The sequence below is a fragment of the Streptococcus suis genome (assembly GCF_046032115.1).
In the GTDB taxonomy this organism is placed as follows: domain Bacteria; phylum Bacillota; class Bacilli; order Lactobacillales; family Streptococcaceae; genus Streptococcus; species Streptococcus suis_AJ.
The window spans coordinates 52,019-70,412 of sequence record NZ_JARQOZ010000002.1 but is presented as its reverse complement, the minus strand read 5'-3'; the positions used below and the strand labels follow the sequence as shown (position 1 = coordinate 70,412).

At 40.0% G+C, this 18,394-nt stretch carries 15 protein-coding genes; all 15 read left to right on the top strand.

Annotation, left to right across the window (positions count from 1 at the left end):
* The first annotated feature begins 55 nt into the window (after positions 1-55).
* The 15 genes from cls (at position 56) to P7J36_RS01375 (ending at position 18,378) form a co-directional block, all read left to right on the top strand.
* On the top strand, positions 56-1,603 hold the full coding sequence (gene cls / locus P7J36_RS01445) for a cardiolipin synthase (protein ID WP_024407402.1): 1,548 nt from the start codon (positions 56-58) through the stop codon (positions 1,601-1,603).
* 156 nt (positions 1,604-1,759) lie between these two features.
* Entirely contained in the window at positions 1,760-3,973 is a 2,214-nt protein-coding gene (recJ, locus tag P7J36_RS01440) for a single-stranded-DNA-specific exonuclease RecJ (RefSeq protein WP_408550964.1), read from the top strand.
* Complete coding sequence (locus P7J36_RS01435; RefSeq protein ID WP_408550965.1) at positions 3,952-5,121, top strand: DUF3114 domain-containing protein; 1,170 nt, start codon at positions 3,952-3,954, stop codon at positions 5,119-5,121. The genes recJ and P7J36_RS01435 overlap by 22 nt, the downstream gene beginning before the upstream one ends.
* A 14-nt stretch (positions 5,122-5,135) precedes the next feature.
* On the top strand, positions 5,136-5,648 hold the full coding sequence (locus tag P7J36_RS01430; protein WP_002937136.1) for an adenine phosphoribosyltransferase: 513 nt from the start codon (positions 5,136-5,138) through the stop codon (positions 5,646-5,648).
* A gap of 103 nt (positions 5,649-5,751) precedes the next feature.
* On the top strand, positions 5,752-6,693 hold the full coding sequence (gene metA / locus P7J36_RS01425; RefSeq protein ID WP_014637718.1) for a homoserine O-acetyltransferase MetA: 942 nt from the start codon (positions 5,752-5,754) through the stop codon (positions 6,691-6,693).
* A 9-nt stretch (positions 6,694-6,702) separates the two neighbouring features.
* Positions 6,703-7,377, top strand: coding sequence for a DnaD domain-containing protein (locus P7J36_RS01420; RefSeq protein WP_408550966.1), 675 nt, complete (start codon positions 6,703-6,705; stop codon positions 7,375-7,377).
* Position 7,378: 1 nt separating this feature from the next.
* Complete coding sequence (locus P7J36_RS01415; protein ID WP_105150854.1) at positions 7,379-8,062, top strand: tRNA (adenine(22)-N(1))-methyltransferase; 684 nt, start codon at positions 7,379-7,381, stop codon at positions 8,060-8,062.
* Entirely contained in the window at positions 8,052-8,846 is a 795-nt protein-coding gene (locus P7J36_RS01410) for a Nif3-like dinuclear metal center hexameric protein (protein WP_408550967.1), read from the top strand. The genes P7J36_RS01415 and P7J36_RS01410 overlap by 11 nt, the downstream gene beginning before the upstream one ends.
* 176 nt (positions 8,847-9,022) lie before the next feature.
* Positions 9,023-9,847, top strand: a complete 825-nt coding sequence (locus tag P7J36_RS01405; RefSeq protein WP_105121790.1) for a ZIP family metal transporter — start codon at positions 9,023-9,025, stop codon at positions 9,845-9,847.
* Between the two features lie 97 nt (positions 9,848-9,944).
* Complete coding sequence (gene rfbA / locus P7J36_RS01400; protein WP_024418471.1) at positions 9,945-10,814, top strand: glucose-1-phosphate thymidylyltransferase RfbA; 870 nt, start codon at positions 9,945-9,947, stop codon at positions 10,812-10,814.
* On the top strand, positions 10,814-11,407 hold the full coding sequence (locus P7J36_RS01395; RefSeq protein WP_014637724.1) for a dTDP-4-dehydrorhamnose 3,5-epimerase family protein: 594 nt from the start codon (positions 10,814-10,816) through the stop codon (positions 11,405-11,407). Before rfbA ends, P7J36_RS01395 begins: the two co-directional genes overlap by 1 nt.
* The gene (locus P7J36_RS01390) at positions 11,407-11,892 is read left to right on the top strand and encodes a phosphoribosylanthranilate isomerase (RefSeq protein WP_408550968.1); all 486 of its coding nucleotides are present in this window, start codon (positions 11,407-11,409) and stop codon (positions 11,890-11,892) included. The genes P7J36_RS01395 and P7J36_RS01390 overlap by 1 nt, the downstream gene beginning before the upstream one ends.
* 188 nt (positions 11,893-12,080) lie before the next feature.
* On the top strand, positions 12,081-13,127 hold the full coding sequence (rfbB, locus tag P7J36_RS01385) for a dTDP-glucose 4,6-dehydratase (RefSeq protein ID WP_024385627.1): 1,047 nt from the start codon (positions 12,081-12,083) through the stop codon (positions 13,125-13,127).
* Positions 13,128-13,181: 54 nt separating this feature from the next.
* Positions 13,182-14,033, top strand: coding sequence for a dTDP-4-dehydrorhamnose reductase (gene rfbD / locus P7J36_RS01380; protein ID WP_105150849.1), 852 nt, complete (start codon positions 13,182-13,184; stop codon positions 14,031-14,033).
* A gap of 676 nt (positions 14,034-14,709) precedes the next feature.
* Positions 14,710-18,378, top strand: a complete 3,669-nt coding sequence (locus P7J36_RS01375) for a GBS Bsp-like repeat-containing protein (RefSeq protein ID WP_408550969.1) — start codon at positions 14,710-14,712, stop codon at positions 18,376-18,378.
* The last annotated feature ends 16 nt before the right edge of the window (positions 18,379-18,394 follow it).

Below are 18,394 nucleotides of genomic sequence, written 5' to 3'. Positions count from 1 at the left end.
GTAGGATAATGAACTAAAATCTGTTATAATGGTAAAAAAAATAAGGGAGAGATGTATGGAAAAACTTTGGAAAATTATATACAGTCGGACCTTTATCGTCATTAGTTTGATTGTTCTAACCATTTTCCTTATTCTATGGTTGGTAGGTTCGGCAGCTACCTATATGCCTGCTTTATTGATTGTTTTGCAAATTTTTTCGATTTTTGTAGCTATTTCAATCATCAATAGACCGATGAATACCAGTTTTAAGTTAACCTGGATTGTTTTTGTCATTGGTATTCCGATTTTTGGTGCTCTATTCTATTTTATTTTGCAGTCCAACATCGAAACCAAACGCTATCGTAAAAATTTTCATAAGCAAGCACAAAGACTTCGGGAGTATAGTAAGACGTCTGAAAAGGTCATGAAGGCATTAGAGCGGGAAGATAAGGAGCAACTGAAATTAGCTCACTTCATGAGTGAGTACGTTGGCTACCCAATTCATACCAATACGGATGCCGTCTATTTTTCGACAGGTCAGGAAAAATTTGAAGCTCTACTAGAAGAATTGAAAAAGGCAGAGCAGTATATTTTCATGGAGTACTTTATTGTCGATATGGGATATATGTGGGATTCTATCCTTGACATTTTGAAGGAAAAGGCAGCGCAAGGGGTGGAAGTTCGTTTTATGTATGATGGGATGAATTCACTGACCAATCTTCCCTATAATTACTATAAAACCTTGAGAAAATATGGGATAAAAGCCAAAGTATTTTCTCAAATTATCCCAGCCTTATCTACGGTGCAAAATAACCGTGACCATAGAAAAATTGCGATTATTGATGGAAAGGTTGCCTTTACTGGTGGCATTAATATCGCAGATGAATACATCAACAAGAAAGTGCGTTTTGGTTACTGGAAAGACGCAGCGATTATGATTAGGGGAGAAGCTGTTGCAAACTTTACGTTGATGTTCCTTCAAATGTGGAATTACAATGAAAAGACAGAGACAGATGATCTACAATACCTCAAAACGCATAAAGATTTAGAGACGGAAACCATTGATGCTGAAGGTTTCTTCCTTCCGTATGGCGAGAATCCATTTGATGGAGATGAGGTAGCCAAACGAGTCTGCCTAGACATGATTCAGTCGGCAACGGATTATATTTATATCATGACACCCTACTTAGTGTTGGATGATGAAATGATTGATAATTTGACTTATGCTGCGAAGCGTGGAGTCGAGGTTCGCATTCTGCTCCCGCATATCTACGATAAAAAATCGGCTTATTTGGCTGCTCGTACTGATTTTCCGACTTACTTGGAAGCAGGAATTGAAATCTTTGAATTCCAGCCTGGGTTTGTCCATTCCAAAGTTGTTTTGGTCGATGATAAGAAAGCTACTGTTGGTACGGTGAATATGGATTTTCGCTCTTTTTATCTTAATTTTGAGTGCGGTCTCTATATTTACAATCACTCGGCAGTTTTGGCAGCTATTAAGGATGACTTTACTCATTCCTTCAAAAAATCACAGCAAATTAACCTTCTAACCTTCCATAAAACGTACTCTTGGTATAAGCGTTTGGGAGGAGCCCTACTGCGAATTATTTCACCTTTATTATAAATTGCACTATTAGTTCTTCATGGAGCAAGGGAACGACATTCTGTTTCGGTCTTACCTTGCTCCATTTTTCTTGGAAAATGATATAATAGAAAGATAGTTTATACTCGGAAAAGTTACAGGTTACTTGTGATTTTGAGTATTAAGGAGTAAAAAAACGTGATAAAACCCAATTATGACTGGCAATTATTGACCGGTTTTTCTGATGAACAATTTGTCAAAGTGGCGAAAAAAGAAGGATTGGATCCTGTAGCTGCAAAGTTACTCTATGAACGTGGCATTCAGTCAGCTGAAGATTTACAGGCCTTTTTACAACCAAGCCTAGAAGATCTCCACGACCCCTACCTCCTTCACGATATGGATAAGGCAGTAGAGCGCATTCGTCGAGCCATCGAAGATTACGAACAGATTCTGATTTATGGGGATTATGATGCAGATGGCATGACCTCGGCATCTATTCTGAAAGAAACCCTGGAGGAAATGGGGGCAGAAGTCCAAGTTTATCTTCCCAACCGTTTCACAGACGGCTATGGGCCAAATCAGTCAGTTTACAAGTATTTTATCGAGCAGCAGGGGATTTCTCTTATTGTGACGGTGGACAATGGCGTAGCGGGCCATGAAGCGATTGCCTATGCCCAGGAAATGGGTGTCGATGTTGTCGTGACAGACCACCATTCCATGCAGGAAACCCTTCCCAATGCCTATGCGATTGTACATCCAGAGCATCCAGAGGGAAATTATCCCTTCAAACATTTGGCAGGTTGCGGTGTGGCTTTCAAATTGGCCTGTGCCCTTCTTGAAACGGTTCATGCAGACTTGCTGGATTTGGTCGCAATTGGCACCATCGCTGATATGGTTAGCTTGACCGATGAGAATCGTGTCATGGTCAAATATGGTCTGTCCCTTCTCAAACAGACTGAGCGAGCAGGTTTGCAAGAGTTGATAAAGATAGCTGGTATTGACATAGACAGTATTGATGAAGAAACTGTTGGTTTCCAACTTGCTCCGAGGTTGAATGCCCTTGGTCGACTTGATGATCCTAATCCAGCCATCGAATTACTGACTGGTTTTGATGACGAAGAGGCCCATGAGATTGCTCTCATGATTGACAGTAAGAATGTCGAGCGTAAGGATGTCGTCCAAGCAATTTACGATGAAGCAAAAACCATGCTCCGTCATGATAGACCTGTTCAAGTTCTGGCTAAAGAAGGTTGGAACCCAGGTGTTTTAGGGATTGTAGCAGGACGCCTACTAGAAGAATTGCACCAGCCTGTTATCGTCTTGTCCATTGAAGATGGTAAGGCAAAGGGTTCGGCTCGTTCTGTTGAAGCGGTTGACATTTTCAAGGCCCTTAAAGATCATCAGGACCTATTTATCGCCTTTGGTGGCCATGCTGGTGCAGCAGGTATGACCTTGGAAGTTGACAAACTTGAAGAGCTTGCTCTAACCTTGGCAGACTACATTATCGAAAATAAATTGGATTTATCCAGCAAGTCTTCGCTGGTCTTAGATGAAGAATTGGATTTAGAGGAATTAACCCTAGATACTCTAAAATCTTTCGAGAAGCTTGCGCCTTACGGCATGGATAATAAAAAGCCTGTATTCTACATCAGAGACTTTCAGGTAGAATCAGCAAGAACCATGGGGCAGAATAATGCTCATCTGAAGATACGGATTACAAAAGGGGTTGCTGGATTTGATGTGGTTGCTTTTGGTAAGGGTAATCTAGCCTTGGAATTTTCACAGGCCAAGGGCTTAGAACTAGCTGTCACCTTGTCTGTCAATCAATGGAATGGCAATACCAGTCTTCAGCTCATGTTGGTTGATGCTCGGGTCAATGGTGTTCAACTTTATAATATTCGTGGAAAGCAACATCCTATTCCTGCAGGAGTCCCAATTTTGGACATTGAAAATCCAGTAGCAGATAACAAAGCAATTGTCTTAGCTAACTTGCCTGAGGACCTCAGTAGTCTGCGTAGCTATTTTCAGGAAAGAGAATTTGAAGCCATTTATTTTAAAAATGAAATTGCCAAACCGTACTATCTAGATGGTTATGGTAGCCGAGAACAATTCGCTAAATTGTATAAGACTATTTACCAATTTGATGAGTTTGATGTCCGCTACAAACTGAAAGATTTGGCTGGTTACTTAAAAATTAAGGACAGTCTCTTGGTCAAAATGATTCAGATTTTCCAAGAATTAGAATTCGTCACGATTACGGATGGGGTCATGCGGGTCAACAAAGAGGCGCAGAAGCGAGAGATTTCAGAAAGTCAAATATATCAAGAATTGAAAGAAACAGTTATCCAACAAGAGTTGATGGCGCTTGGCACCGTTCAGGAAATTTATGAATGGCTATGTGGTCGCGTTTGATGACAGTAGAAGCTCTGGTTGTTGTTGGAGTGATTGGAACGCTTCTCTACACTTATAGGTTTATCAGGCAAAAAAGCCTGTTGAAAAATCTTGAACAGATAACCGAAATAAAGCACGCACTGATTGAATTACGGCGAGTAGGATGGTCAGAAAGAGCCATCAAAAAGGTTTTCCTGAAACAACTGTTGCCTCTAAAACAAGAAGACATCCCAGCATTTGTTCAAAATTTCATAAAAGAAGCTACTATTTTTGCCTCAACTAGCTTTTATCAGTTGATAAAAGTTGACAGTCGCTCTTTAAACCAAGAGAAAGCGACGGCTTTATTGGAGCAAAGTATGAATATGTTAGATTTTCCTGAGGAATTAAGTCACGGGCTATTACCTGAACTTTTGCAGAAGATGAATGTGAATTGTCCTCCACACCATCCATTTTGGCGGTATTTTGCTAAGCTAGTTGATAAAGCTTTTCCAGTTCGGGAATTAGAAGTCAAACGGCCGTTAAACAGACAGGTCCATCAACTGCGCTACCTTATTTCCTATCAGCAGGCTTTTTGGGTACGTCAGCAGTTTGGAAGAGGAAAAACAGACTGGCAGGCTCTGGTAGCCTATTTACGTAGCCTACCTCGCTGGTCTTACCGCTTACGAGAATCTGCCCGCCTACACAATAAACAACTGTTCGGCAAGAAAAATCAGAAGACCTTGCCAGTCAATATGAAGATTTTGATTCATTTTCACAGCGAATTTATCCTAAATCAAGATGGACAATTTGCCTTGATTTTAGAAGAACGACCTCAGGTCAATGGCGTGGTAAACGGGGCTTCCTTCAATTATGCCAGAGCTAATAATAAGCGCCATAGACAACTTGATATGGCTCCAGTTGGCACGCAGGATCCCGTTTTTCGGAAAGAATTGCTACGCTCAAAGATGGGAGTCTATTTATCGCCTACTCGCTTTCGTCGCTACCAAAAAGGAAGAAATGAGGTTGGCTGGGAGCAGTCTTACTTTAATCAGCAAGGAAGCTTTTCCTATGGTGGACATAGCAGGGCAGCTTGTGTGGCGAATGTGAGGAGACGATTTGCTAAAGATATAGGTCTGAAATGTACCAAAAAACAATTTCATGGTATAATGAAGAGTAAAAATTATTTTTAAAAAGAGAGAGACAAATGAACTTAAAAGATTACATCGCAACAATTCCTAACTATCCAAAAGAAGGTATCGAATTCCGTGACATTAGCCCTTTGATGGCAGATGGAAATGCTTATAGCTATGCAGTACGTGAAATCGTTCAGTATGCGACAGATAAGCAAATCGATATGATTGTTGGGCCAGAGGCGCGTGGTTTCATTGTTGGATGTCCAGTTGCCTTTGAATTGGGAATCGGTTTTGCACCAGTTCGTAAGCCAGGTAAGTTACCACGTGAGGTTATCTCAGCTGACTATGAAAAAGAATATGGTGTAGATACATTGACGATGCATGCAGACGCAATCAAACCAGGACAACGTGTCTTGATTGTCGATGACTTGTTGGCAACTGGTGGTACTGTAAAAGCAACAATCGAAATGATTGAAAAGCTTGGCGGTATCGTTGCTGGCTGTGCCTTCTTGATTGAGCTAGATGATTTGAAAGGCCGCGAAGCAATCGGCGATTACGACTACAAGGTTTTGATGCACTATTAATCTAAGGTTATAGCCAAAACTTATAACTGGTCCTATTTTTATTCTAATTGAATTGCATAGCAACCTGTCTTATAATAAATATAAGAAAATTGGGAGGTTGCTTATGCCAATTAAAATTGAAAAATCATTACCAGCAGTTGAAATTTTGAGAAAAGAGAATATTTTTGTGATGGATAGTGACCGAGCTAGTCATCAGGACATTCGTCCTATCAAAATCCTTATTCTCAATCTCATGCCACAGAAGATAGTGACGGAGACTCAGTTGCTCCGTCTTTTGGCTAACACTCCTTTACAGCTAGAGGTTGAATTTCTCTATATGGCTAGTCACGAGTCCAAAAATACACACTCGGACCATTTGAAGCAGTTTTATAAGACTTTTGAGCAGGTCAGGGATAGCTATTTTGATGGGCTCATCGTGACAGGAGCACCAGTTGAAAACTTACCCTTTGAGGAAGTTGATTACTGGCAAGAACTTACCCAAGTTTTTGATTGGTCAAAAACACATGTTTATTCAACATTGCACATTTGTTGGGGAGCACAGGCTGGTTTGTATGCACGCTATGGTGTACCCAAACACAGTATGTCTCGAAAACTATCAGGCGTATATTGTCAAGAAGTGACTAATCCAACTAGCCCTCTTATGCGTGGATTTGACGATGAATTTCGTTCGCCACACTCCCGTTATACGGAAGTAAGAGAAGCAGATATTGCCCATCTGAGTGGGTTGACGATTTTATCACAAGGTCCAGAAGTTGGTCTATCCATTTTAGCCAGCAAGGATTTAAGAGAAATTTATAGTTTTGGACATTTAGAGTATGATAGGGATACCCTAGCTAAGGAATACCAACGTGATTGTATAGCTGGAAAAAATCCCCATTTACCGGAAAATTATTTCAAAGAAGATGACCCTACAAGCAAACCATCTCTCTCTTGGAATTTACCAGCAGCACAATTCTTTACCAATTGGGTGAATTACGCTGTCTATCAAGAAACTCCATACGACTGGCATATCTTTGAACAATCAGCCCAGTCAGCTAGTCTTTAAAGAGGAAGTATGAACTATTCACAGCAATTTCGTCAGGGACATTTGGTCCTGCCAGCAGCAATATTATTCCACTATCAAGAGCTTTTTCCGTCGGCAGATGATTTTTTGATTTGGCAGTTTTTCTTTTATCAAAATTCTTCAGCTATCGAATCATTAGCACCTAGTGAGATCGCTCAAGCTACTGGTAAAACAGTTGCCCAGGTCAATCAAGCTATTGAAAATCTCCAAGATGCTGGACTCTTAGAATTTAAGACAATCAGTATTGCTGGTGAAATTGAAATGATATTCGATGCGCTTCCTGCTTTTGAAAAATTGGATGCTCTGTTAACTCCAAAACAGGCAGTTGAGATTGTGCAGCCAGAGAATGATTTGAAGACCTTGGTGGGTGATTTTGAACGTGAATTGGGCCGCTTTTTATCGCCGTTTGAAATCGAAGATTTGCAGAAGACTATTGAGGATGACAAAACTTCGATTGATTTGGTTCGTGCAGCCTTGAAAGAAGCTGTTTTTAACAACAAAACAAATTGGAAATACATCCAAGCTATTCTACGAAACTGGCGCCGCGAGGGAATTGCTACAGTTGCGCAAGTAGAAGCGAAAAATGCAGAAAGAGAAATTCAGACTCCTAAGAATGTGACTGTTTCAAGTGACTTTCTTGATGCAATGGATCTCTGGAAAGATTGATATGGAAACAAAATTATCTAAAAGGCTGGAAACAGTCGCAAGTTTTGTCCCACAAGGGGCACGTCTAGTCGATGTAGGGAGTGACCATGCTTATCTCCCTCTTTTTTTGGTAGAGCAGGGGCGTATTGATTTTGCCATTGCGGGGGAAGTCGTTCAAGGCCCCTATCAGTCAGCGCTCCAGAATGTAGAGCAGGCGGGACAAACAGAAAAAATTCTAGTCCGTTTAGCAAATGGCTTAGGTGCGTTTGAGACGTCTGATCAGATGACTGCCGTGACCATAGCAGGTATGGGAGGACGCTTGATTGCAGAAATCTTAGAAGCAGGAAAAGAAAAGCTTGCGACCATTGAACGGTTGATACTCCAGCCAAATAATCGTGAAGATGATGTGCGTCGATGGTTGGAAAAAAATGGTTTTAGATTGGTTGCTGAAAAGATTCTGGAAGAAAATGGTAAGTTATATGAAATCCTCGTTGCAGAATCAGGACAGATGAGATTATCAGAAGTTGAACATCGTTTTGGTCCCTATTTACTAGAGGAGGTTTCGCCAGTTTTCGTCAAAAAGTGGAGAAGAGAACTTGAAAAACTAAGTTTTGCTTTGGAACAAGTTCCATCTGAACGCCAAGGTGACCGCTTTGCCATTTCCCAAAAAATCCAACAAATTCAGGAGGTACTCCATGTTAGCTAGTCAGGTTATTGAGCGCTATCAAGCCTTTTGTCCCCCTTCTTTAGCTATGGAAGGCGATGTCAAAGGGCTGCAAATTGGTACCCTTAATAAAGAGATTCAACGTGTCATGGTGGCTCTGGATATTCGTGAGACAACAGTGGCAGAGGCGATTGATAAAAAGGTGGATTTGATTATCGTCAAGCACGCTCCGATTTTTCGTCCAATAAAGGATTTGGTGGCTGACAATCCGCAAACTAAAATGTATCTTGATTTGATTAAGCATGATATTGCAGTCTATGTCAGTCATACAGATATTGATGTGGTTGAGGGTGGTCTCAACGACTGGTTCTGTGAACTATTAGAAATTCAAGATACTACCTACTTGATTGAAACTGCCGAGGGGCAGGGGCTTGGTCGTGTGGGGACAATAGCAGAGCAGACTTTGGAGGATTTGGCTTTGAAAGTCAAGTCTGTCTTTGGTCTAGATGCTGTCCGTCTGGTGACCTATGGGCACCAAGCTCAGCAATATGTCAATCGTGTGGCGATTTGTGGTGGCAGTGGTGGTTCCTATTACCATGAGGCTCTTGCCAAGGGAGCAGATGTTTACATCACAGGCGATATTTACTACCATACGGGTCAGGATATGTTGACACAAGGCTTGCTGGCTATTGATCCAGGCCATCATATCGAAGCCTTGTTTATCAAGAAAATTGCAGATTTACTGGAAACTTGGAAAGCAGAAGAGGGCTGGGATGTGGACATTCTTCCTTCAACTGTTTCGACCAATCCGTTTAGACATTTGTGATAAATTAATCAGTACCTAATTATGGAAAGACCAAGACGACATTTAATGTAGCTTTAGGTCTTTTAGTTTTTAGATATTTTCTTATTTATTTAAGTGAAAAAAGCTTGAATTTTATAATAAATTAGGGTATCTTAATTTATAGGATATGCAAGATTAAACAGGATAGGATGTTAGTTATGACTTGGTTTACTAATCAGTCTGTAGTTCTACAGGCTTTGCTAGGTGGTTTATTCACATGGTTTTGTACGATTATGGGATCTGCCGTTGTATTTTTCTTTAAGACAGTTAGTCGTCGTTTGCTAGACACCATGCTAGGCTTTGCAGCTGGTGTTATGATTGCGGCTTCTTTTTGGTCATTATTAGCTCCATCGATTGAGTATGCTGAAAGTTCATACGGCAATTTAGCTTGGATACCAGCAGCAGTAGGTTTTGCAGCAGGTGGTATTTTTTTACGCTTGGTAGATGCCTGGGTTCCGCATTTGCATTTGGGAAATGATAAAGATAAGGCAGAAGGCGGTGGTGAGAAGGAGAGAAAAAATCTATCAAAAACAGCCCTGCTCTTCTTAGCTATTACGATCCACAATATTCCTGAAGGCTTGGCGGTCGGTGTTACATTTGGTGCACTTGCTTCTAACTATAGTCCAGCAGCTCTTATCGGCGCAATCGGTCTTGCTATTGGGATCGGTATACAAAATATTCCTGAAGGTGCAGCCTTGGCTATTCCAATTCGTACAGACGGTGCATCTAGGTGGAAAGCTTTTTACTGGGGATCAATGTCAGCAATTGTCGAGCCGATTGCAGCAGTCATAGGGGCTTTTGCGGTCACCTTTATGACACCTATTTTACCATATGCCCTCTCCTTTGCGGCAGGAGCCATGATTTTTGTCGTTGTAGAAGAGCTCATTCCAGAGTCGCAGACAAATGGCAATACGGACATTGCAACACTGGGCTTAATGGCCGGTTTTATCATCATGATGATTTTGGATGTTGCCTTAGGATAATTTGTTAAAGCCTGTCGTCACAGGCTTTTTTCTTATGACAATATCTTTAAAAATATGGTATAATGAACTGATATTAATTTAGGGAAGGTACTCTTATATGAAAGGTATTATTCTAGCTGGTGGGTCAGGTACACGCTTGTATCCTTTAACGCGCGCAGCTTCAAAACAGTTGATGCCAATTTACGATAAACCAATGATCTATTATCCATTGTCAACATTGATGTTGGCTGGAATCAAAGATATTTTGATTATTTCAACTCCGCAAGATCTTCCACGTTTTAAGGATATGTTAGGAGATGGTTCTGAACTTGGAATTTCACTTTCATATGCAGAACAACCAAGTCCAGATGGTTTGGCGCAAGCCTTCATTATCGGTGAAGAATTTATCGGTGATGACAATGTGGCTTTGATCCTTGGTGATAACATCTACCACGGCAATGGATTGACCAAGATGTTGCAACGTGCAGCAAGCAAAGAAAAAGGTGCAACTGTCTTTGGTTACCAAGTTAAAGACCCAGAACGCTTTGGCGTTGTAGAATTTGACGCTGACATGAATGCCATCTCTATCGAAGAAAAACCAGAAGTGCCAAAATCAAACTTTGCAGTTACTGGTCTTTATTTCTATGACAATGATGTAGTAGAAATTGCTAAAAATATCAAACCTTCTCCACGCGGTGAGTTGGAAATCACAGATGTCAACAAGGCTTACTTAGATCGCGGCGACTTATCTGTTGAGCTTATGGGCCGTGGATTTGCTTGGTTGGATACAGGTACGCATGAAAGCCTTTTGGAAGCGGCTCAGTACATCGAAACCGTTCAACGCTTGCAAAACGTTCAAGTGGCTAACTTGGAAGAAATTGCCTACCGCATGGGTTACATTACAAAAGAACAAGTACATGAATTGGCACAGCCACTTAAGAAAAATGAATACGGACAATACTTGCTCCGTTTGATTGGAGAAGCCTAATGACAGAAAACTTTTTCGGTAAAACACTTGCAGCTCGCCCAGTTGAAGCTATTCCAGGAATGTTAGAATTCGACATTCCTGTTCATGGCGACAACCGTGGCTGGTTTAAGGAAAACTTCCAGAAGGAAAAAATGCTTCCGCTCGGTTTCCCTGAAAGCTTCTTTGCAGAAGGAAAATTGCAAAATAACGTTTCCTTCTCTCGCAAAAATGTTCTTCGTGGTCTTCACGCAGAGCCTTGGGACAAGTATATTTCCGTAGCGGACGGCGGTAAGGTTTTGGGAACTTGGGTCGATCTTCGTGAAGGCGAAACCTTCGGTAATACCTACCAAACCGTTATTGATGCTTCAAAAGGTATCTTTGTCCCACGTGGCGTTGCCAATGGTTTCCAAGTTTTGTCAGATTTCGTGGCTTACAGCTACTTGGTTAATGACTACTGGGCTTTGGAACTCAAGCCTAAGTATGCCTTCGTCAACTACGCTGACCCTAGCCTCGACATCCAGTGGGAAAACCTAGAAGAAGCAGAAGTTTCAGAAGCAGATGAGAATCACCCACTTCTCAAAGATGTGAAGCCTTTGAGAAAAGAGGACCTCTAATGTTTCAAGCCTTTTTGGAAATAGCAGAGCAGTTAAACAAGTTAGGAATCACTCCCTTGTTAATGGGCTCAGTTGGTTTGGAAAGGCGAACAGGGAAGGACTGGCAGGCAGGAGATTTAGATATTCATGTTCCAAGTGATCCACGTGGCTGGGAAGTCCCAGATGACGAACGGATTTACCGTGCAGATGAGCTGATAGCCATGATGAACCAACTAGGCTATGTCCTTGTTGACCGTCACGAACATGAATTTCATAAAGATGGCTTATCTGTTGAATTCGGAGGCCTTCATTCACTTCCTGAATTTGCAGGTGTGGAATTAGATGAACTGGAAGAGTTAGAAACTGCGGGTGTCCGTTATTACCTACCGACACTTGAGCAATACCTAAAAATCTACCAGGCCTCTTCAAAAGATTCCTACCGAGCAGAAAACAATAATCAAAAAGACTTTACCAAGATTGCTTACTTGAAAGAAATCTTGAAGTAAAGAAAGCGAGCATAGCGAGTCGCTTCGTGTGTCATCGCCGTAGTGAGAAGCTCTTTTGCTTTGCTAAGGAGCGGGGGAATCCATGAGACCGTTGGCTCATGGGTTAGTAATAAAACACCTTGGTGGTTGCTTACGACCCCACTACTTAAGATGACACACAAAAAAGAAAAAACTTTTCGGAGAAAAAAATGTCTCAATTCAAAAATATTATCGTAACTGGTGGAGCTGGTTTCATCGGTTCAAACTTTGTACACTATGTTTATAATAATCATCCAGACGTTCACGTAACTGTTTTGGATAAACTTACTTATGCTGGTAACAAGGCTAACATCGAAGCCATTCTTGGTGACCGTGTTGAGCTAGTTGTTGGCGACATTGCAGATGCTGAGTTGGTTGACAAATTGGCTGCTAAGGCAGATGCAATCGTTCACTATGCGGCAGAAAGCCACAACGACAACTCTCTCAACGATCCAAGCCCATTCATCCATACCAACTTTATCGGTACTTACACCTTGCTTGAAGCGGCTCGTAAATACGATATTCGTTTCCACCATGTATCGACTGACGAAGTATACGGTGACCTTCCTTTGCGTGAAGATTTGCCAGGTCATGGCGAGGGTCCGGGTGAGAAATTTACAGCAGAAACCAACTACAACCCATCATCACCATACTCATCAACCAAGGCTGCTTCAGACTTGATTGTTAAAGCATGGGTGCGTTCATTTGGTGTTAAAGCGACTATTTCAAACTGTTCAAACAACTACGGTCCATACCAACACATCGAGAAATTTATCCCACGCCAAATCACCAACATCTTGGCGGGTATCAAGCCAAAACTGTACGGTGAAGGTAAAAACGTCCGTGACTGGATTCATACCAACGACCACTCGACTGGTGTTTGGGCAATCTTGACAAAAGGCCGTATGGGTGAAACTTACTTGATTGGTGCTGACGGTGAGAAGAACAACAAAGAAGTGCTTGAATTGATTCTTGAAAAAATGGGTCAACCAAAAGATGCATACGACCACGTGACTGACCGTGCAGGACATGATTTGCGCTATGCTATTGACGCAAGCAAACTTCGTGATGAGCTTGGTTGGACACCACAATTCACAGACTTCTCTCAAGGTTTGGAAGAAACAATCCAGTGGTACACAGACAACCAAGACTGGTGGAAGGCTGAAAAAGAAGCAGTTGAAGCCAACTATGCTAAGACACAGGAAGTTATTAAATAAGACTATTAAAGGCTAGGGCTCTTGCCCAAGCCTTTCTTGAAATAAGGAGCAAATATGATTTTAATTACAGGTGCAAATGGTCAGTTAGGTACAGAGTTGCGTTATCTCTTGGATGAGCGTGGTGTTGAGTATGTTGCCGCTGACGTAGCAGAAATGGACATCACGGATGCAGACAAGGTGGATGCCTTCTTTGCAGAAGTCAAACCAAGCGTTGTTTACCATTGTGCAGCCTATACAGCTGTTGATATGGCTGAAGACGAAGGTAAAGAACTCAACTACAAGATTAACGTAACAGGCTCTGAAAATGTTGCCAAGGCAGCAGCAAAATACGGTGCAACCCTTGTCTATATCTCTACAGACTATGTCTTCAATGGTGATTTGCCAGTCGGTCAAGAGTGGCAAGTAGATGACCAACCAGATCCGCAATCTGAATACGGTCGTACCAAGCGCTTGGGTGAAGAAGCAGTTGAGAAGTTTGCAGACAAATTCTACACTGTTCGCACGGCTTGGGTTTTTGGTAACTACGGTAAAAACTTTGTTTTCACCATGCAAAATCTTGCGGAAACCCGCGACACTTTGACGGTTGTCAATGACCAACACGGTCGCCCAACCTGGACACGCACACTTGCGGAATTCATGGTACACTTGGTGGACACCAAGCAAGCATTTGGTTACTACCATTTGTCAAACGATGCAGCAGAAGATACAACTTGGTTTGATTTTGCAACAGAAATCCTAAAGGATACCAACACTAAGGTATTGCCAGTGGATTCTAGCCAATTCCCAGCTAAGGCAAAACGTCCCTTCAACTCAACCATGAGCTTGGATAAGGCAAAGGCGACAGGCTTTGTCATCCCAACCTGGCAAGAAGCCCTCGAAGCTTTTTATAAGCAGGAGAAGCGATAGAAATTCTCTTTCGTTAATTATTCACTTGCTATCATTAGTGATTGTAATTTTATTGCTATATATACTGAAATGGTTTGCTTCTTGTCTGATGTATGTAGTAGTTTGACATTGTCAGATTAAGTTAGACATTTAGAGAGTTCTCATAGAGTAAGGAATCCTGTTAGGACAGATTCCTTTTATCACCGTCAAGTTCCAATCTTCTTCTGAATGAGATTGGATAAAGGCTTTTTCTGATGATGTTAGGTTCGTTCTACTCAGATTATAACGTTTCTTATTTAGCTAATAGTAGTCGTAAGCTGAATTTCCATTTTTGAGAAAGTGCATTATACATTATAGATAGTCTATTTTGAATTATCTAAAATTTTCAGTTTTGTCAATTTTTTTGTCTTCTTGAAAGCAAGCCTTTATCATAATGAGTTCATTTGTGGTAAGAAGGGGACCTGCATTTATGTTAGTCATTTCAGATAAATGTGGTAGTTTATCTGAGCCTAACATAGATGTTTTTTTGTCTAGCTTAATTTTACAAATTTCGGGGCTTAATAAAACCGAATAATTATTGTTTGTATGATAAAATTTTTGTTTAAAAATGAGAAATTGTGCTATAATTTAGAATATAGATTTTAGTTTTGTTAGTGTAGCTATGGCTATTATCTTAACTGAAATTAAGGAGGGTAATGTGAAAAAGAAAACGATATTCTTACTATCTGTATGTGCGATTGTTTTGAGTGGTTATGTCGTACAAGCGGATAGTTTAGAAGCTTCAAGTCAGTTAATGAGTGTTCCTAGTTCACCGGAAACCGGAGGACAGTTATCCGTTATAGAAGAAGCTGGTCAGATGAAAGCTGTTCTTTCACATATTACTGGGGAAATCATTGGAGTAACAGGACAGTTTAAATCAAGTTCAAACTCAGGAAAAACTATTGCCTTCACTATTGATGCTCAGGGACAGTATGTTGCTTATTTAAATCGCTCTAATTTTTCAGATGAAGATCAAATATTTACTTTGACTTTAGTAGTTAATCTCCTAGATGGAAGTTCACATAGTTTGGATGAATATACATTCTCTTGGATAAAAGCCACAGATATTAGTCAAGAAGTAGCTATTGTTAAAGAAGATAGTGGAAAAGAGACGACAGCTTCAAATAGTTCGGTTACTTCTAGTATTTCATCTACTTTAGCTTCGACTACGACTAGTGGGACAACAATTTCTGAAAAAAATACTGTATCTTCAGATGATACCAATTCTGTAAGCACTTCTTTAGCAAAATTGGTAACGAGTACACAAACTGAGACGGTAGCAAGCACAAGTCAAATTTTAAGTAGCGTGGGAACACAGCTTCAATCGGCTTCTATGATGAGAGCAGCAACGAATACAAGTACGCAATCACAAACAGGTACAACACCGTCAAGTGTGATAACTGAAGTTGCACAAAAGAATCAGATATTGGAAATAAAATATACTCGTCCAATTAGTAGCGGAGAAGTTATTAAATTTGCAGTTTGGTCAGAAAAAAATTCTCAAGATGATCTTATTTGGTATGATGCCAATCAAACTGGTGCTGCTTATGTAGATTTGAGAAAACATCGTGATTATGGAAAGTATCAGATTCACACTTATGCAAATCGTAATGGTAAAATGGTTTATCTAGATGAAGTTGTATTTGATGTAGAAGCTAGTGGAAAAATTTCAGTTTCTAATATTGATTCAGTAACTGGGACTTTTGACGTCAATATTGAAAATATTTCAGCGCCACTCGGTTTGAGTAAAGTCCTTGTTCCAACTTGGACAAAGTCAGGTGGCCAAGATGACATTGTTTGGTATGAAGCACAACGTCAGACAAATGGTAACTATAAGGTAACAGTAAATAAACGAAATCATAAAAATGGTGTAGGTGATTACAATCTACATTTATATTATAAGGATAGTAATGGAAATTTAGTATACATTACTGAAACGATTGCTAATCTCCCTGAAGTTAAATTATCAGGAGATTTTACGATTTTGGATATCAATCCTCAGAGTGATAGTTTTAAAGTACGTATAACAAATATTGTAGCCCCTAATGGTATTAGCAAGGTTCTTGTTCCAACTTGGACAGAGTCAGGTGGCCAAGATGACATAAAGTGGTATGAAGCAAGCCGACAAACAGATGGCAGTTATATCCTAACTGTTAATAGAACCAAACATAATTATGAGGCTGGTAAATATAACTTACATCTATATTATAAGAGTGACGATGGTAGTCTAAGATATGTGAATGAAACAGTTATTGATTTTCCTTCCGCTAAAGCATCAGGTACTATTACGGTATCGGACATAAATCAACAACACGGTACTTTTAAAGTTCGTATAACAAATGTTTTAGCGCCTAATGGTATTAGCAAGGTTCTTGTTCCAATTTGGACAGATTCCAATGGTCAAGATGATATAAAATGGTACGAAGCTAATCGTCAGACGGATGGTAGTTATCTACTTACTATCAATAAGGCTCAGCATAAGTATGGTACTGGTAAATATAACATTCATTTGTATTATCGTGGTTTAGATAATCGTTTGGTATATGTTACTGAAGCTGTAGCAAATCTACCTGAAGCTAAAGTTTCTGGTAATATTAAGATTATTGAACAAGATAATTTAAAAGGTATTTTCAATGTCAGAGTAACAGACATTGTAGCACCTAATACATTAAGTAAAGTTATCATACCAACCTGGACAGAATTTAATGGTCAGGATGATATAAAATGGTATGAAGCCAGTCTTCAGGCGGATGGCAGTTATCTATTTACAGTCAATAAGGCTCAACATAAATATGAAACTGGTAAATACAATATTCATGTGTACTATCGTGATACAGATGGTAGACTGACTTTTGCTGGATCGACAACAACAGAATTGGCAGCTGTCAAGTCTTCAGGAAAGCTTTCAGTTTCTTCGTTAGATGCTAAGAACGGAACATTCAATCTTAAGGTTTCGGATATTGTACCATCATCTTCTTTAAAATATGTTGAGGTTGTTGTTTGGTCTCAAAAAAATCCTAGCGATTTAAAATCATATAATGCAGTTGCTCAAAGTGATGGTACTTACGCAGTGCAAATTGATAAAAAAAATCACAGTAATAATATCGGTGATTATCAGGTCTCTGTATATTATGTATATTCTGACTATAAAGATTATGTAACTTCGGCTGTTGTAAATATTCCGTCCTCCCGATCTTATACAATTTATATTGATCCAGGTCATGGCGGTTCAGATTCTGGTGCATCATATGATGGTATTTACGAGAAGAACTTAGCAATGTCGGTCGCCAACAAATTAAAAGCTAATTTGATACAAATGGGTTACCAAGTGTTAATGACGCGTACAGCAGACTATGATGTTGATTTCAAAACAGAACGTTCGAGAATGGCTAATCAAAGCAATGCTGATCTCTTCATAAGTATCCATTTCAATGCAACCGGTTTAGGGAAATCTAGTGCAACTGGTATCGAAACATACTGGTATCAATATGATCCAGAATACCAACCTAAAATTAATCAGAAAATGCATAACAATCCGACTCGTTTAGCTGAAAGTGAGATTTTGGCAAATCAAGTTCAAACTAGTCTAATTCGTGAAACTGGTGCGGTAAACCGAGGAGTTCGTAGAGAAACATTTGCAGTTTTACGCGAGACTTCAATTCCAGCGATATTAGTCGAACTTGGATTCATGGATAATCCATCTGAATTGCAAAAAATTAAACAAGAGGCATACCATACAAAACTTGCAAAAGCTTTGGCTACTGGTATTGATAATTGGTATAGTGTTGTTGGTAGCAAACCATCAGCAACTGAAACGACTAACCAGAAAAATACTGTTGAACGAGTTCAGATGACAACTAGCCAACAAGCATTTGTTAATAAAATATTACCTACAGTGCAGCAAGTTTCAAAAAATAAAGGTATAGTTACTAGTGTGATGTTAGCACAGACTATTTTAGAGAGTGCATGGGGAACGTCTCAACTAGCTACAAATGCGAATAATATTTTTGGAATTAAGGCCGATGTAAGTTGGAAAGGAAACACCTACACTGTTCAAACAAACGAAGTTGTAAGCGGAAAAACAGTTACGGTCGAGAAACAATTCCGTGCATATGGGACTATTTTTGAAAGTATAGCTGACTATGGTAATTTCTTTACTTCAACACCTTGGAGAATAAAAAATTATTCTAACTTTTTGCAAGCTAAGGATTATGAGTCTGCATTAACTAGCTTACTAGCTTCTGGTTATGCAACCGATCCAGCATACGCAGAGAAATTAAAATCGTTAATTCTTAGATATGGGCTTGATCAATACGATGTCAATTAGTTTGATTCGGATTGAG

Excerpts from the sequence above, each read along its gene's own strand:
- P7J36_RS01405 (WP_105121790.1), top strand. The coding sequence starts at position 9,023 with ATGACTTGGTTTACTAATCAGTCTGTAGTTCTACAGGCTTTGCTAGGT.
- rfbB (WP_024385627.1), top strand. The coding sequence starts at position 12,081 with ATGTCTCAATTCAAAAATATTATCGTAACTGGTGGAGCTGGTTTCATC.
- P7J36_RS01410 (WP_408550967.1), top strand. The coding sequence starts at position 8,052 with ATGTTAGCTAGTCAGGTTATTGAGCGCTATCAAGCCTTTTGTCCCCCT.
- rfbD (WP_105150849.1), top strand. The coding sequence starts at position 13,182 with ATGATTTTAATTACAGGTGCAAATGGTCAGTTAGGTACAGAGTTGCGT.
- cls (WP_024407402.1), top strand. The coding sequence starts at position 56 with ATGGAAAAACTTTGGAAAATTATATACAGTCGGACCTTTATCGTCATT.
- P7J36_RS01390 (WP_408550968.1), top strand. The coding sequence starts at position 11,407 with ATGTTTCAAGCCTTTTTGGAAATAGCAGAGCAGTTAAACAAGTTAGGA.
- P7J36_RS01420 (WP_408550966.1), top strand. The coding sequence starts at position 6,703 with ATGAACTATTCACAGCAATTTCGTCAGGGACATTTGGTCCTGCCAGCA.
- metA (WP_014637718.1), top strand. The coding sequence starts at position 5,752 with ATGCCAATTAAAATTGAAAAATCATTACCAGCAGTTGAAATTTTGAGA.
- rfbA (WP_024418471.1), top strand. The coding sequence starts at position 9,945 with ATGAAAGGTATTATTCTAGCTGGTGGGTCAGGTACACGCTTGTATCCT.
- P7J36_RS01395 (WP_014637724.1), top strand. The coding sequence starts at position 10,814 with ATGACAGAAAACTTTTTCGGTAAAACACTTGCAGCTCGCCCAGTTGAA.
- P7J36_RS01415 (WP_105150854.1), top strand. The coding sequence starts at position 7,379 with ATGGAAACAAAATTATCTAAAAGGCTGGAAACAGTCGCAAGTTTTGTC.
- P7J36_RS01430 (WP_002937136.1), top strand. The coding sequence starts at position 5,136 with ATGAACTTAAAAGATTACATCGCAACAATTCCTAACTATCCAAAAGAA.
- P7J36_RS01435 (WP_408550965.1), top strand. The coding sequence starts at position 3,952 with ATGGCTATGTGGTCGCGTTTGATGACAGTAGAAGCTCTGGTTGTTGTT.